The 16615-nt window shown below is 41.3% G+C and carries 13 protein-coding genes and 1 tRNA gene; 7 read left to right on the top strand and 7 right to left on the bottom strand.

Annotated elements, in window-relative coordinates:
* Window positions 1–2: 2 nt before the first annotated feature.
* The 4 genes from DCK90_RS05795 (at window position 3) to DCK90_RS05780 (ending at window position 4532) form a co-directional block, all read left to right on the top strand.
* Entirely contained in the window at window positions 3–956 is a 954-nt protein-coding gene (locus DCK90_RS05795) for an AAA family ATPase (RefSeq protein WP_108245243.1), read from the top strand.
* A 104-nt stretch (window positions 957–1060) separates the two neighbouring features.
* Window positions 1061–3328 carry an aconitate hydratase gene (locus DCK90_RS05790; protein ID WP_108245242.1) on the top strand — a complete coding sequence of 756 codons (2268 nt, stop codon included), beginning with the start codon at window positions 1061–1063 and terminating at the stop codon, window positions 3326–3328.
* Window positions 3329–3408: 80 nt separating this feature from the next.
* Window positions 3409–3969: a TlpA family protein disulfide reductase gene (locus DCK90_RS05785; protein ID WP_108245241.1), complete on the top strand. Its 561-nt coding sequence runs from the start codon at window positions 3409–3411 to the stop codon at window positions 3967–3969.
* Entirely contained in the window at window positions 3966–4532 is a 567-nt protein-coding gene (locus tag DCK90_RS05780; protein WP_108245240.1) for a TlpA family protein disulfide reductase, read from the top strand. Before DCK90_RS05785 ends, DCK90_RS05780 begins: the two co-directional genes overlap by 4 nt.
* On the opposite strand, the gene DCK90_RS05775 is transcribed toward DCK90_RS05780, so the two are convergent.
* The 7 genes from DCK90_RS05775 to DCK90_RS05745 all read right to left on the bottom strand — a co-directional run bounded on the left by DCK90_RS05775 (window position 4533) and on the right by DCK90_RS05745 (window position 11400).
* Window positions 4533–4985 carry a sterol desaturase family protein gene (locus DCK90_RS05775; protein ID WP_108245239.1) on the bottom strand — a complete coding sequence of 151 codons (453 nt, stop codon included), beginning with the start codon at window positions 4983–4985 and terminating at the stop codon, window positions 4533–4535.
* Entirely contained in the window at window positions 4982–5824 is an 843-nt protein-coding gene (locus DCK90_RS05770; RefSeq protein ID WP_108245238.1) for a phytoene/squalene synthase family protein, read from the bottom strand. The genes DCK90_RS05775 and DCK90_RS05770 overlap by 4 nt, the downstream gene beginning before the upstream one ends.
* A complete protein-coding gene (locus tag DCK90_RS05765) occupies window positions 5821–7281 on the bottom strand; it encodes a phytoene desaturase family protein (protein WP_108245237.1) in 1461 nt (486 codons plus the stop codon). Before DCK90_RS05765 ends, DCK90_RS05770 begins: the two co-directional genes overlap by 4 nt.
* A gap of 6 nt (window positions 7282–7287) precedes the next feature.
* Entirely contained in the window at window positions 7288–8190 is a 903-nt protein-coding gene (locus DCK90_RS05760) for a MerR family transcriptional regulator (RefSeq protein WP_108245236.1), read from the bottom strand.
* Window positions 8191–8329: 139 nt separating this feature from the next.
* Window positions 8330–9952: an alanine/glycine:cation symporter family protein gene (locus DCK90_RS05755; RefSeq protein ID WP_108245235.1), complete on the bottom strand. Its 1623-nt coding sequence runs from the start codon at window positions 9950–9952 to the stop codon at window positions 8330–8332.
* Between the two features lie 109 nt (window positions 9953–10061).
* Complete coding sequence (locus DCK90_RS05750; RefSeq protein WP_108245234.1) at window positions 10062–11159, bottom strand: hypothetical protein; 1098 nt, start codon at window positions 11157–11159, stop codon at window positions 10062–10064.
* Window positions 11160–11316: 157 nt separating this feature from the next.
* Window positions 11317–11400 (bottom strand) — tRNA-Leu (locus tag DCK90_RS05745).
* A gap of 164 nt (window positions 11401–11564) precedes the next feature.
* On the opposite strand from DCK90_RS05745, the gene DCK90_RS05740 reads away from it, so the two are divergent.
* From DCK90_RS05740 to DCK90_RS05730, 3 genes are all read left to right on the top strand, one after another.
* Window positions 11565–12125, top strand: coding sequence for an RNA polymerase sigma-70 factor (locus DCK90_RS05740; protein ID WP_108245233.1), 561 nt, complete (start codon window positions 11565–11567; stop codon window positions 12123–12125).
* Window positions 12126–12246: 121 nt separating this feature from the next.
* Window positions 12247–13203: a FecR family protein gene (locus DCK90_RS05735; protein WP_108245232.1), complete on the top strand. Its 957-nt coding sequence runs from the start codon at window positions 12247–12249 to the stop codon at window positions 13201–13203.
* Window positions 13204–13353: 150 nt separating this feature from the next.
* Window positions 13354–16608 (top strand): SusC/RagA family TonB-linked outer membrane protein, encoded by a 3255-nt coding sequence (locus DCK90_RS05730; RefSeq protein WP_108245231.1) that lies wholly within the window; start codon window positions 13354–13356, stop codon window positions 16606–16608.
* The last annotated feature ends 7 nt before the right edge of the window (window positions 16609–16615 follow it).

Raw genomic sequence — 16615 nt, 5'->3', positions numbered from 1 at the left:
GTATGTCGGACGTAACTGCAGTAGAAAATCTGGTAAAAAAACACCAAGACTTAAAAAGGGAGATTGCCAAGGTCATTGTGGGCCAAGAAGAGGTAATCGAACAAATACTACTGTCCATATACACAGGTGGACACTCCTTGCTGATCGGTGTGCCCGGTCTGGCCAAGACGCTAATGGTGAACACGATTGCGCAAACCTTGGGGCTCGATTTTAAAAGAATCCAGTTTACTCCCGATTTGATGCCCAGTGATATTTTAGGAAGCGAGGTCTTAGATCAAAACCGTAATTTTAAATTTATAAAGGGACCAGTTTTTGGAAATATTATCCTTGCCGATGAAATTAACAGGACCCCTCCCAAAACCCAAGCGGCATTATTGGAGGCCATGCAGGAACGAGCGGTCACCATTGCAGGAAATCAATACAAACTCAATCAACCGTATTTTGTGCTGGCCACCCAAAACCCAATTGAGCAAGAAGGTACATATCCTTTACCAGAGGCCCAATTGGACCGTTTTATGTTTGCCATAGAACTAAAATACCCATCGGTCGAGGAAGAGATTCAAGTGGTGAAATCCACCACTAGTGATGATCAAGCCACAATAGATACCTTGTTTACCGCCGATGAAATTATTGAGGTACAACATTTGATCAGGCGTATACCAGTTCCGGACAATGTTGTGGATTATGCGGTAAGGCTTGTAAATAGAACAAGACCAGGGCAAGAGGGAGCATCGGAATATGTTCAAAACTATATCGATTGGGGTGCTGGACCAAGGGCTTCACAGAACCTGATTTTGGCCGCAAAGGCCCATGCAGCCATCAACGGAAAGTTCTCTCCGGACATCGAGGATGTAAAAGCGGTAAGCCTTGGAATCCTTCGCCATAGGGTTCTAAAAAACTACAAAGCGGAGGCTGAAGGCATTACCGAAGAAAAAATTATCACGGAATTGTTGTAAAAAATAAGGAGGACAACACTTATTTAGTGCAATTCTAATTCCAAAATACTTCACTATTTAGTAAATTTACCGAATTACGAAAATCTTAAAAACTCAATTGTAGAATGGCATTTGATATAGACATGATCAAAGGGGTCTACGCTTCCATGGGGGAACGCGTGGAAAAAGCCCGTGAATTGGTGGGCAAACCCCTGACACTTTCAGAAAAAATCTTATACTCTCACCTTTGGGACGGTAAACCAACAACAGCCTTTGTAAGGGGCAAGGACTATGTTGATTTTGCCCCGGATAGAATTGCTTGTCAGGATGCCACGGCACAAATGGCCTTGCTTCAGTTTATGCAGGCTGGAAAGGATAAAGTGGCCGTGCCGACCACAGTTCACTGTGATCACTTGATCTTGGCCAAACAAGGTGCTGCTGCGGATTTAAAACATGCCAACGAGACCAGTAAAGAGGTTTTTGACTTTTTAGGGTCTGTATCAAACAAATATGGCATTGGGTTCTGGAAACCAGGTGCTGGTATCATTCACCAAGTGGTTTTGGAAAACTATGCATTCCCAGGTGGTATGATGATCGGAACCGATTCTCACACCGTAAACGCAGGTGGTTTGGGAATGGTGGCCATCGGTGTCGGTGGAGCTGATGCTGTGGATGTAATGGCCGGGATGGCTTGGGAACTTAAATTTCCTAAGTTGATCGGTGTTAAATTGACCGGAAAACTTTCTGGTTGGACCGCCCCTAAAGATGTTATCTTAAAAGTGGCCGAAATTCTTACCGTAAAAGGTGGAACAGGTGCCATTGTTGAATATTTTGGACCTGGAGCAACATCAATGTCGTGTACGGGTAAAGGAACCATTTGTAACATGGGTGCCGAGATTGGAGCTACCACATCTACTTTTGGTTACGATGAATCCATGGAGCGCTACTTAAGGGCTACCGATAGATCTGACGTTGCCGATGAAGCCAATAAAGTTAAAGAACACTTGACCGCTGACCCAGAGGTTTATGCAAATCCAGAGCAATACTTCGACCAAGTGATCGAAATCAACCTATCCGAATTAATGCCGTTGTTGAACGGACCATTTACCCCAGATTTGGCTACCGAAGTGGGTACCATGAGGGAAAAGGCCGAAAAGAACGATTGGCCTTTGGCAGTTGAGTGGGGATTGATAGGTTCTTGTACCAACTCTTCTTATGAAGATTTGTCGAGAGCATCTTCCATTGCACAACAAGCTTTGGACAAAAAATTAAAAACAAAGGCCGAATTTGGTATCAACCCAGGTTCGGAACAAGTAAGATATACCACCGAGCGTGATGGTATCCTAGAAATATTTGAAAAATTGGATGCCAAGATCTTCACCAATGCCTGTGGACCATGTATCGGTCAGTGGGGACGTTACGAGGATCCCAAGAACGCTCCTAAGAACAGTATCGTTCACTCTTTCAACCGTAACTTTGCGAAGCGTGCCGATGGAAACCCAAATACACACGCATTCGTGGCTTCTCCAGAAATGACGGCTGCCATTGCAATCGCAGGTCGTTTGGACTTTAACCCATTGACGGATAAGTTGATCAACGAGGATGGAGAGGAAGTAATGTTGGATGAGCCAACAGGATGGGAATTGCCACCAAAAGGCTTTGAGGTAAAAGAGAATGGTTACGAAGAGCCTCGTGAGGATGGAAGCGGAGTAGAGGTAATCGTTGCCGAAGGTTCCGAGCGTTTGCAGCTATTGCAACCTTTCGTGCCGATCAAGGCCAGTGATCTTCAGGGAATGAAATTATTGATCAAAGCTTTCGGAAAATGTACCACGGACCACATCTCCATGGCAGGGCCTTGGTTACGTTTCAGGGGGCATTTGGACAATATCGCCAATAACACCCTGATCGGGGCAGTGAATGCTTTCAACCAGAAGACCAATTTGGTAAAGAGCCAATTGACAGGTGAGTATGGAGGTGTTCCGGATACCCAACGTGAGTATAAAAAACAAGGAATCAAAACGGTTGTTGTGGGTGACCATAACTACGGAGAAGGTTCTTCACGTGAGCATGCTGCCATGCAGCCAAGACACTTGGGCGTTGCCGTTGTATTGGTTAAATCCTTTGCAAGGATCCACGAAACGAACTTGAAGAAGCAGGGTATGTTGGCCTTGACCTTTGCCAATGAGAACGATTATGATCTTATTCAAGAGGATGACACCTTCAACATTGTGGATGCTGCCGAGTTTGCACCGGATAAGCCTTTGACCATCGAATTGGTACATGCAGATGGAAGCAAGGATACCATTAAGGCAAACCATTCATACAATGATGCACAGATCAAGTGGTTCAATGAAGGTTCTGCCTTGAACTTGATCAAAATACAGAATGCTTAATTGTATCTAATATAATCTGTGAAAACTCCTGATGTTGTTAAAGATATCAGGAGTTTTTAATTTTTGAGAAATAACAATCCATGAAAATCAGTAAAAAGACCGTTCTCAATATAGTATTGATTCTTTTTGTGCTGTCATTTTTTGTAACTCCCATCGGGTACTACGGAAAAATTTGGCTGAACAGATTGTTTTCCTTTTCCCCTTCAGTTATCGAAAAGGCGGAGCAGGAAAAAATTACAGATTATGACTGGAGACTCAAGGACGAAGACTGGAACTTTTTCAATTTTGAAAAATCAAAAGGAAATGTAATACTTATCAACCTTTGGGCATCTTGGCGATTACCTTCGGAAGCTGAGCTTGCAAGTATTCAGGAATTGTACGACAAATACAAAGGCAAGATGGATTTTTATATCATTACAAATGAAGAGCAAGAACCTGTGGAAGCTTTTATGGATGAACATGAATTTACTTTTCCCGTCACCTATTTGATTATTGGAGAAAAAATGGCAGTAGATACGGGTAAGGTACCATCATCGTATTTGGTTGATAAATCTGGAAATATTGTCATCCACGAAGAGGGAATTTCGGATTGGAGTAATAAAAAGGTGTACCGGTTGTTGGATGAATTGATTGCGGAATGAAACTGACCAAGGAACAGATTGGCAATGGTATATGGATTTTGGCCATATTACTCATTCTATTTACTCCGATAGGTTTTCATGCGAGGGTTCTTGTTAATAAGGTACTTGCTGCCGTCATCAGTCCAAGTACCGTGGAAGAGAAAGAGCAGGAAACATTGGCCGATTATCATTGGAGCCTAGTGGATATGGAAGGTCAATCAATCAACCTTCAATCAAAAAAAGGTGATGTGATTTTGGTAAATGTTTGGGCTACTTGGTGTCCACCATGTGTGGCCGAGCTTCCAGGTTTTGTCGAGTTGTATTCGGATTATAAGGATAAGGTCACTTTTGCGTTTGTGGCCAATGATGAGAAGGATAGGGTGATCGCTTTTTTAGAGAAAAAGGAATATCAATTACCTGTATACTTTCAGGCTTCTGCGACCCCAGATGAATTGGAAAGTGGAAGTATTCCAGTTACCTACATTATAGACAAGGAAGGTAAAATTGTTGTGAACAAAACCGGTGCGGCAAATTGGAATTCAGAAAGCACGCGCAATCTTTTGGATGGATTGCTAAGTGAATAATCAGTTTTTCTTAAAATATTTAAACGGAACAACCAACATTCCAAAACATTCACCGTCGTCCTTTCCCAAATGTTTGTGGTGCATTTTATGGGCTCTTCGAACACCGCGAGCATACCGATTGTTGGCATTTCGAAACATTTTAAAGCGCTGATGGATAAATATGTCATGAACGGTAAAGTAGGCAATCCCATAGGCCAAAATGCCAAAGCCCAATGGCCAACCGTACCAAAAGGACGTATAACTTCCCAAGTAGAACAAGGTCATACTTACAATGGCATAAAAAATAAAGAAGGCATCATTGCGCTCAAACCACGAATCGTGGTCTTTTTTATGATGGTCCCGGTGTAGGCTCCATAGAAAACCATGCATTACATATTTATGGGTGAACCACGCCATAAATTCCATAAAGCAGAAGGTTGATAAAAAAATCAATATCCAGAGTGCTACTTTCATTGTACCAGTTGAAGTTTGTAATTTACATAAGATTGCGCCAGCAGACCAAATTTTTGGTAATTGGGCACACGAATTCTAGTATTCTTGATTTCCAAAGGAGGCGTGCTCTGTAATTTTTGAAGCAATTTTTTGTAATAGCAATACGCGGTATATACGCCAAATTTAGCCTGTTCCGGTAATTGAACTATTCCTGAATAACCAAGGGCAAAATCAGCTTTGATTTCATTCACAATACGTTTTTTGGATTCTTCGTCAAGTTCCAACAAGTTGGTATTGGGAAAATAGGTACGGTTCAAGTCCTCATAATCGGCCTTAAGGTCGCGCAGGAAATTTACCTTTTGGAAAGCGGAACCCAAGGCCATGGCAGATTCCTTTAACTCTTCGTACTTTTCTTTGTCTCCTTTAACAAATACACAAAGGCACATTAGCCCTACTACATCGGCAGAGCCATAAATGTATTCCCTGTACTCATCAAAAGTCTCATAGTTTTTCTTGGTAAGGTCCATCCGCATACTTTTCATAAAGGACGCTACCAAGTGATGTGGGATATCATATTTATGATAGGTGTCCTGAAAGGAATTTAGAATAGGGTTTAAACTTATTTTGTCCGCAATGGCCTGTTCCATATCCTTTTCAAAGGCATCGAACAATTTGGCCTTGTCATAATCATGAAAGGTATCTACAATTTCATCGGCAAAACGTACAAAACCGTAAATGTTATAAATGTCCGCCCTTATGGAAGGAGCCAACATTTTTGTGGCCATAGAGAATGAGGTGCTGTAAGATTTGGTTACAATCTTGCTGCAGTGATAAGATACATCGTCAAAAATAGTTTTCATTTGTTAACTTCTTTAATGATTAAATCAGCCACCAGTTTACCGGATATCAGGGATGGTGGGACCCCTGGGCCGGGTACGGTCAACTGACCGGTAAAGAACAAGTTTTTTACCTTGCTACTTTTGAGGTTAGGTCTTAAGAAAGCCGTTTGTCGCAATGTATTGGCCAAACCATAGGCATTTCCTTTATAGGAGTTGTACTGTTCCACAAAATCGTTTACACAGAAACTTTCCTTAAAAATTACTGATTTTTTTACAGATTGATGGGTCAATTTTTCAAATCGGTCCATCACAATATCAAAATATTGGTCCCTGAGTTGTGGGGTATCCTCCAGTCCTGGAGCAATCGGTACCAGAAAAAATCCGGTTTCATTGCCTTCTGGTGCCATGGATGCATCCGTTACTGATGGGAAATTGGCATAGAATAATGGATTGCTGGGCCATTGAGGGTTATCGTATATTTCTTGGGCATGTTTTTCAAAATCGGTATCAAAGAACAAATTATGGTGTTCAATGTTGTTCAATTTTTTATCAAAACCAATGTAGAACAATAAAGAAGAAGGGGCATAGGTCTTTCTGTCCCAATATTCCTCTGAATATTGCCTATATTTTTTGTCCAGTAAGGTCTCGGAATGATGATAATCCGCGCCGCTCACCACATAATCTGCCAAATGATTGGTTCCATTGCTTCGAATGCCCAAAACGTCACCGTCCGATACCAAAATATGGGATGCGGGACTATTGGTGTGAATGGTTACACCCAATTCTTCGGCCATACTTTTCATCGCCTTGATGATTTCGTACATTCCCCCTTTTGGATGCCATGTTCCCAAACCAAAGTCTGCGAAGTTCATAAAATTATAGAAGGAAGGAGTTTTACTTGGCTTGGCACCCAAAAAAAGTACGGGAAATTCCAAAGTTGAAATGAGTTTTGGATTTTTGAACCTTTTACGGACCTGTTGACTGATTGTTTTAAAAAACTGGTCAACTTTTAATACTGTTTCCTTGGTCACCAACTCTAATGGAGAAAGCCCCGGTCTCAAAACAACTTTGTTTATGGCGATATCATAATTTTCCTGAGCTTCACCTATAAATTGTTTGAGATGCTTGCTGCTGCCAGATTCAATCCGCTCAAACTCGGTACATATCTTTTCCATGCAATCGCCAATGGTAATGGTATCGTCTTCAAAGAAAATTTTATAGGCTGGATTTAGTTTGTCCAATTGATAGAAATCAGAAGTTTCCCTGTCGAAATCGGCGAAAAATTTATCGAATATGTCGGGCATCCAATACCAACTTGGGCCAATGTCAAAAGTAAAGCCATCCTTCACCAATTGTCTGGCCCTGCCGCCCACAGTATCGTTCTTTTCGAATAGTTCTACCTCGAACCCAGCTTTTGCCAGATAGCAAGAAGCGGATAAGGAAGAAAAACCGGACCCAATGACAATTACCTTTTTCATTTGTGTTTAGAGGGTATCTACCAATTGGTTAATGGATTTAAATATTTTGATGGACCCCTCGAGAGGTTTTTGCTCTCCAATTTCTTGTATTTGATGTCCCAAAACATAGAGTTTGGAACCAGGGGATTTTTTTAACACTTCGCGGAACCGTTCAAAATAGTCATCGATTTCATCCTTTGTTGGAGCAACGGTAAAATAGGAGACAAACCTGATATTGTTGTAGTATTTCAGTAAATCCTCCAAACTTTCGATGGGCATGGTCTGTCCCAAATAAATGGTTTTGTAGCCTTGCAATGCCAATTGATAATTGATATACAACAATCCCAATTCGTGTATCTCGTTCTCAGGTAAAAACAGGACAAATACCTCATCTTTTTTGGTAGGTGACTCAAATTGAAGCTTCTCTGTGTGGATATAAATTTTTTGTTTGATCAGGTTAGATATAAAATGCTCGTGCGCAGGGCTTATGGTATTTGTTTGCCATAACAAGCCCAATTCGTTCAACAATGGTATAAACACCTCATTGAAAATCTGGGTGAATGATTTTTCTTCCATAAGACCGTTGTATGTCTTTAGAAAGAGAGATTGGTCAAAGTTGAGCATTGCCAATTTCAATGAATTGAGTGCATGGCTTTTTTCGCTTTTTTCGGAAATAATCTCGTTTACAAGGACAGGAATTTTCTCTTCGCCCATTTTGGCAATCTTGGAAATCTTGTACCCGTTGTTGTACAATAGCGTAACGTTCAACAATTTTTGTAGACTTTCAAGATTGTAGGTTCGGATATTGGTGTCGGTTCTTTCTGGGCTGAACAAATTATATCGCTTTTCCCAAATTCGGATGGTATGGGCCTTTATACCGGAAAGGTTTTCCATATCGCGAATACTAAAGGAAGTTTTTACGCTGTTCATCTTTTTTAATTAAACGTTAAACAAATTTACAATTTAAAAGATGCCATCCTAGTTTTTTATCATAAAATTTAGATTGTTCCTTATATATTTCAGTGATTTAGGAAATGATTTGTGAATATTTCAACCTTTGTTTATCATTTCAAGACGAGTTCTTTTTTCTGAAAATCAATTTTTTGTAGCATAAGAATTCGCTTTTCACATAAGGAAACAGTATAAGTAGACCTATCATATTGGGAAAGACCAAGGCCAATATCATGGCATCAGAAAATTTGATGACGGCATCCAAAGTGATGGCAGCGCCCAAAACGGTGAACATTAAATATATGATTTTGTATGTAAGGTCCATGATCTTACTTCTGCCAAATAGATATTTCCATGCCTGTAATCCATAATAGGACCATGATAGAATGGTACTGAAGGCAAAAAGGCATACGGCCAACATTAAAATCCACGAAGAACCGTTTATGGAGCTTTCAAATGCCAGTGAAGTAATGTTGACCCCGCCCAATCTGCTACCATCGTTCAGTAAGGCTTGTCCTTCCAAAACATTTCCGTAGACAAAGACGCCATCCATATTGAACAAAATGATGACGATCGCCGTCATGGTGCAAACCACAACGGTATCTATAAAAGGCTCGAGCAATCCAACCAATCCTTCGGATGCCGGATATCCTGTATTGACTGCAGAATGCGCAATGGCTGCAGATCCTGCTCCTGCCTCATTTGAAAATGCAGCCCTTCGAAACCCTTGAATCATAACACCGACAAAGCCCCCGGAAACGGTCGCTTCAGGTGTAAAGGCACTTTTAAGAATCAAAGCGAAAGCATCATCGACCCATTCAATTTTTGAAAAAATGATAAAGAGCGCAGCACCCACATACAGTATGGCCATAAAAGGGACCACCTTTTCGGTAACCTTGGCAATTCGCTTGATACCTCCAATAATGACGACACCGGCCAAAATGGCAAAGACTACCCCGATAATACTTCCCGTGGCATTTCCCGTAAGGCCAAAACGTTCTATGATCTGAGCGGCAGCTTGATTGCTCTGAAAGGCATTCCCCCCGCCAAATGATGCTCCCACACAAAGCATGGCAAACAGCCCTGCCAATAATTTGCCCAGTTTGGAAAATCCTTTTTGGGCAATTCCCTTGGAGAGATAGTACATTGGCCCTCCATAGACATTCCCCTTCTTGTCAATATCTCGGTATTTTACGCCAAGCGTACACTCCACGAACTTTGTTGACATTCCTAGAAGACCGGCAAGTATCATCCAGAATGTAGCTCCCGGTCCCCCGATGGAAATGGCCACGGCCACCATGGCAATATTGCCAAGTCCCACAGTGCCAGAAACGGCCGTCGCCAGTGCCTGAAAATGGTTGACTTCTCCTAAATGCCCCTCATCCTTTATTGTATCTACCAAATCACCATCTACCTCATAAACCTTTGGTTTTGAATTAGGTCGGTTTTTTTCGAGTTCATCATATTTTCCCCGGACCACTTGTATGGCAGTGGGGAAATGACGGACATTGACGAAACCAAAATAGATGGTGAAAAATAGCGCACCCCCAATTAAAATGATAAGAATCAAAGGAATTCCTTGGCCGAACATGGGAATTTCCGCCAAAATTAAATTCTCCCACCACACAGCAAATGGCATAAAGGTATCATTGATTTTTTCATCCAGTCCTTGATTGGATGCTGACACAAAATGTAGCGGTGAAAAAGCAGCTAAAGTGTTGTTGTAAAGTGTATTGACCATAATCGAAAGTTTGCCTGAATTTCGATTTTAGGTTTAATTATGAAGCGCTTTGTCGGAATAGATTTATAAATGTCGGTAACACTAAGGCAGACAAAGTTAATGTAACCGTCTAATAATCAATGTATATGTTTTCTTTTGGAATGCGAAGCCTAATTTTTCTTTCCCTATTTTCCGACATCTCGAACAATGTTGCTTTTAGGGGCTCATAGTGCTTGTCCTTGGTCCAGTTCTTTTTGCCGAAAAGGCCATTAAGAATGGCTTCCAGTAATCTTTTTAATTCGTTATGGTCACTAATGTCGTAGTCTTTTGTGACATCAAAGTTTTTTGGTTTTATTTCCAACCAATCATCAGTCATGTCTTTTTTGCGCTGGGCAAATTCCTTGAAAAGTCGATAAAGGGCAGGTGTGAGTTGTATAATACGGTCTTTATCACCAGGGAACCCAATCAAGGAAACGGAGTTGGCCATTGTACTTGGTTTTTGGTTCTTTTTGATAAACTTTATTTTCAATTGAAATGGGTCTGGTATCAATGTTTCCGTAAGTTCTTTGACCCAGCTTAGCGCAAGGGCAAAAAACAACATGATCAATGATGTTTTAAATATGGCCGAGAACAACAATAAATTGATGTTGTTGTCCATTAATTTATAAATCTGAGCCATTAAGGTGACCAGTATGGTAATCAAGGCCAGCCAACCCAATAATAATAGCCTTCTTTTGATAAATGATTCCCAAAGTACAAATCCTAAGAAAATCAAGGTCAGCAATGCATAAACCACGTCAAGTTCATTGATGACGTAGGCTTCGCGTACCAAGAACATTTTAAACAATGTAGGAAACAGGGCAAAAGCAAATGGGATCCCTATGATAAGGGGCCATAATTTCGACTTGATCAACGGGGTAAGGGGGGCAGGTAAGTATTTGAACCATGGCAGCGCCATTAGGATAAATAAACTGTTGGTCAGTGAGAGGATACTTGTGAGTCCGTCTTTATAATGTGAATAGACTGAGGTATTGTTAAATATAATTTCAATAAGACCCGAAAATGCCCAACATAAGACGGATAGTGCAAGCCAAACCGGACCATAATCGTGTTGCCTTTTCCCAATATGGTACCAAATGGACATTAAGGAAAGAAAGGCAAATAGGCATACCGAAAGCTGCCACCAACCATAAAACATGGAAATTTCATGTGAAATCTGAGCATCCATGCAAACGTTACTTTAAGAAAGGTTTATACAAATTCAATTATTTAGGAATAAACTGGAAAATAATTAAAAAAGTAGAAAGTAAAAAAATGATGCTTGTTCAATATGCCGATAAAGTCATTAAAACAAAAAAACCGCAAGCAATTGCGGTTTTTTTCTGTGCCCACGACTGGAGTCGAACCAGCACGTCCTTACGAACACTACCCCCTCAAGGTAGCGTGTCTACCAATTCCACCACGTGGGCCTTTGGAATTTTAAGTGTGCAAATATAATTTTTTTGGGCAAAAGGAGAGGGATTTAATGGCTTTTTATGAAAGTTGGTTTTAGGGGGACGACCGTTTCGACTTTGCACAAAGTTTACAAAATCATAATATCTGTCTCCTCTTATTTTTCTGAAATTTGCCTTTGATGAAACACCCCCATACAAATGAAGCGCAGCAAGAACTAGCTCTTCGTGTCCAAGACTCGGACAGGGAAGCCTTTAACTCATTGTTTTCCATGTTGTGGGAGCCCATGTATACTTATGCAGCTTCCTTGATCATGAATAATTCCCTTGCCAAGGACCTTGTTCAGGATATTTGGATAGATTATTGGCAGCGAAGGGAACATGTTGAGGTGGAAAACATCAAGTCTTATTTGTTCAAAGCTATTCGCTATAAGTGCTATAACTCATTAAGGGATACCAAGTTCAACAAAACACAGATTGATGTTGCCGAATCCATTTATGTGGCTTCCGAAATTGAGCAGGAAGAAGATGTGCTCGAACTTTCAAAACGTATCGATAGGAGTATGGCCAACCTTCCGCAACGGTGTCAGGAAGTTTTTAGGTTGAGCCGAATCCATAATATCAGTAATAAAGAGATTGCAAACCAGCTCAATATCTCCCATCGCTCAGTTGAAAATCAGATTTCTTTTGCGCTCAGGCGACTTCGAAAAGATCTTTCCATTGTTAAGTCAATGTTCCTTTGAGCACCTCTTTTTTTAGCTAAAGGTTAAGTGCCGCCCATTAAGTTTAAGTAATCATTAAACAGCACTTTTTGAATGTGAGTCCCTTTGCATTTCCGGTACTTGTAGATGAAACGAACGCGCAATGACTGAAAATGAGATCAAGGTCTTGATGAAGAAATACCTCAATGGAACCATTACCAGAGAGGAAGAATCCCTTTTGGAAGCTTTTGATTACAAACTGCTTTCTAAGAATCATCAAAATGTATTTAAAAACGCCCAACATAAGAGCGGAATTGGTCAAAAATTGGCCAAGGGTATCCAAAGTTCCAAGACAAGAAACCCTTTTTTACACTGGGGCAGAATTGCGGCATCACTGATTTTGTTGATGGGGCTATCCTACTTTTTGTACAACTATACCCATCAAGAAATAGAGGTAGAACCTAATATAATATTGACCAAATCCACGGAATGGGGACAAAAACTAAATTTGGTATTGGCCGACGGTACCGAAGTGTACCTAAACTCGGGAAGTACCATAAAATTTCCAAAACGATTTGATGGAGATATACGGACCGTGGATTTGGAAGGCGAAGCCTTTTTTGATGTGGCGGAGAACCCCGATAAACCTTTTGTTATAAGATCAGGGGAGGTGGAGACCACAGTTTTGGGTACATCCTTTAATGTAAAAACCTATCCAGAGAGCCATCAGGTCGCAGTAACCGTAGCCTCGGGAAAGGTGAAGGTGGCTTCCAGGGAAAAGGAAATCTTTCTATTGCCGAACGAACAGGGCTTGTTTGATAAGAACTCAAAATCCATTTCAAAGAAAAAAATCGACGCTTCAACATTCCTGCATTGGAAAGATGGCATCATTCATTTTGAAGATGCAGAACTCTCCGAAGTACTCGAGACTTTGGAACGATGGTATGGGGTGACCTTTGAAGTGGATAATGAAAACATAGGGGATTGCCATCTAACGGCATCCTATAACAACGAAAGGTTGAGTGCCGTCCTAGAAAGCATCGTTTATGCGAAAAAGGGAATCAGCTATGAGTTCCTGAGCAGCAAAAAAATTCAATTAAGGGGAAAATGTACAGACTAAAACCAACTTAAATCAAACATCAATAAACTATGACATAGAAACAAACTCATTAAAAAAGAGACAGCCCATTACACTTTGGCGAGCGGAAATAGGCTGTCGATAGTTCAATAATTACAAATAATCATAACCATTTAAACATTATGTGAAATTATGAATTCACTAACTATTAAACAATTAATCAAGTTGACATTCCATACATTTTGCTTTCTGATTGTTTTGTCCCTGCTGAATCCGGTGCTTGCTGCCGATGCCAGAGGTCAGAACTTGGAAAGTTTTAAGGTGGATCTGTCTGTGGACGACGCCACCGTAGTAGATGTGCTGAGACAAATTGAAGATCAAACCGATTTCAAATTTGTATATGACCGCAAAGTGGATAGGTTGCAGAACACCTACAACATTGCATACCAAAACGTATCGCTCAAGTCCGTTTTGGAATTGATGGCCAAAGACGCCGACCTAACTTTTAGAAGAATAAACAATACCATTTCCATTGATGTAAAGCCAAAAGCTCCTAAAAGAGTGGTTGAAGTGGTTTTTCTGACAGTTACCGGACAGGTAACCGATGAAAACGGAGTTCCCTTGGCGGGTGCATCCGTTATGGAGAAAGGCAAGGGCAACGGCACCATTACAGATTTTGATGGAAACTACACCATTGAGGTCGAGAATGATGCCGTTCTTCAGGTTTCTTATCTAGGGTACAAATCACAAGAAGTTGAGGTTAACGGTCGGAGTACTGTTAACGTACAACTGCTTCAGGATGCCACCATGTTGGAAGATGTGGTTGTCGTGGGGTATGGTACCCAAAGAAAAACAGACGTTACCGGCTCCATTGCCTCGGTGGATAGCGAGGATTTTAACAAAGGAATTGTAATGAACCCAGGTCAGCTTTTACAAGGTAAGGTTGCCGGTGTAAATATTTCCAACGTAAGCGGAGAACCGGGTGCACAACAAGATGTAATCATTCGCGGTGTTGGTAGTCTTCGTTCCGGGACAACGCCCTTATATGTTATTGATGGATTTGCCCTGGACAATACCAGCACTGGCGTACCGACCAACCCGTTGAACTTTATCAACCCACAGGATATTAAAAGTATCGATGTGTTAAAGGATGCCTCTGCTGCAGCCATTTATGGGGCTAGGGCAGCCAATGGTGTAATTGTGATTACCACAAAAAGGGGCAAGGCCGGAAGGACCCAAATGGATTTGAATGTTTCTACAGGTTTTTCGAGCTTGGCCAATCAAGTGGATGTTTTCTCTGCAAATCGATTTAGACAAGAAGTTGTTGCCGCTGGAGGAACTTTGGATGATGGAGGGGCCAATACCAATTGGCAAGATGCCCTCAGCAGAACCGGGTTTACCAAGAATGTGAACTTGGCCATGAGCGGAGCATCCGAGCAATTCTCGTACCGAGCTTCTTTGGGAGTTAATGACCAAGAAGGAATTCTTAGGGGCAACGACCTTAAGCGTTATTCAGGAAGATTGAACCTTACTCAAAGAGCATTCAATGATCGGTTAAAGGTCGAGTTCAATATGACCGCTACCAGAACGGAGAACCTTCGTGCCGATTCTGATGCCATAGTAAGGGATATGCTTCAGTTGAACCCTACACTGCCATTGTATGTTGATGGTGAGCCAGCTTTGTTGGACAACATGCTCAACCCTTTGACACGAGAGCGAATCTATAGTGATGATGCCGTGAACCATCGTATTCTGGCCAATTTGGCACCTTCCGTAGAAATCGTAAAAGGCCTTACCTATAAATTGAACTTGGGTGTGGATTACTCTTCTACCGCTAGGGACATACAGCTAAAACCATACTCACTGTTGGAAGATTTTGTCAGGGGCGAACTGAACAGCATCTATACGACCAATAAGAACAGTCTTATTGAAAACACTTTGACTTACAATTTGATGACTGACAGGCACAACTTTACCTTCTTGGTCGGGCACACCTATCAAGAAACCTTTGTGCACCAGAAAAGTTTTGAGTTGGAGGATTTTTCGGATAATGGAATAGATCCAAAATATCAAGATCAGATCAGCTCCGAGGATATGCCCACCTATATGAATACCTATGCCACCGAGAACGAGCTGCAATCCTTTTTTGGAAGGGCCAATTATGTGTTTGACAATAGATACATGTTAACGGCTACAATGAGAGCGGACGGGTCATCCAAATTTGGTGGCAACAATAAATATGGGTATTTCCCTTCAGTAGCTGCCGGTTGGAACATCATGAACGAGGAATTCTTGAGTGATAACGCTACTATCAACAATTTGAAACTAAGGGCCAGCTGGGGTAGAACAGGTAATCAGGAGATACCTTCAAAAATTACCAAAAGAAGTTTTACCGATAGCAGGGACAATAACGACTCTTATCCGATAAATGGAGACGAAAGTACTTTGGCGGATTATCCTTACGGAACCATATTTACCCGTTTGGCAAATCCCGATATTCAGTGGGAAGTGTCGGAACAGTTGGATTTTGGTCTCGATTTTGGACTGTTCAACAACCGTTTGTCGGGTACTTTGGACTACTTTAATAAAGTATCCGAGAACATTTTGCTGGAAGTAACACCGGCAGATCCTGTTCAACCTACCGATAAATATTGGACCAATATTCCGGATATGGAAATCAAGAATAGTGGTATAGAGTTCTCTTTGGATCACCATAGCGACTATAGCAAAGATTTTTCGTATAACATCGGTGGTAACCTGGCCTATACCAAGAACGAGGTGTCCAATTCGCCTTATGAAGTGTTGACCACGGGAGCGGCACAAGGGGCCGGACAAACCGATGCGACCATTAACGGAAACATCAATGGAGAGCCTATAGGTGCCTTTTACATGCAAGAATTTTTAGGAATAGGGGATGATGGACTAAGTATTTTATCAGATGACAGACGAGTGGTAGGTAGTGCATTGCCAGATTTGATCTATGCCTTCTACCTAAACTTCAACTATAAGAATTTTGATCTTGGATTGAATTTCAATGGGGTATCCGGTAACAAGGTGTACAACCATACCGCCATGTCCTTGTTCAGCAAAGGACTCCTAACTTCCAATTTTAACACCACATCAATTGCCACACAGTTTCCCGAAGAGGATATTACCAACTCCAATGCAGTATCCACCAGATATTTGGAAGACGGTGATTTCTTGAGGTTGAACAATGCCACCTTGGGATACAACCTAAATCCGGCGTTGATAGGGCTGGATGGATTGGTGAACGCCATTCGCTTGTCCATTACTGGACAAAACCTGTTCGTAATCACCGATTATAGTGGATTTGACCCAGAAATCAATTCAAACTTGACCATAGACGGGATACAGACCTTTGGTATTGATTACTTCAACTATCCCAAAACAAGAACCCTTGTTTTTGGCTTAAACGTATCATTCTAATCGAAAA

It is taken from the genome of Muricauda brasiliensis (assembly GCF_003057865.1).
In the GTDB taxonomy this organism is placed as follows: domain Bacteria; phylum Bacteroidota; class Bacteroidia; order Flavobacteriales; family Flavobacteriaceae; genus Flagellimonas; species Flagellimonas chongwuensis.
The sequence above is the reverse complement of the archived record's forward strand: the minus strand, read 5'-3'. Positions and strand labels throughout refer to the sequence as shown.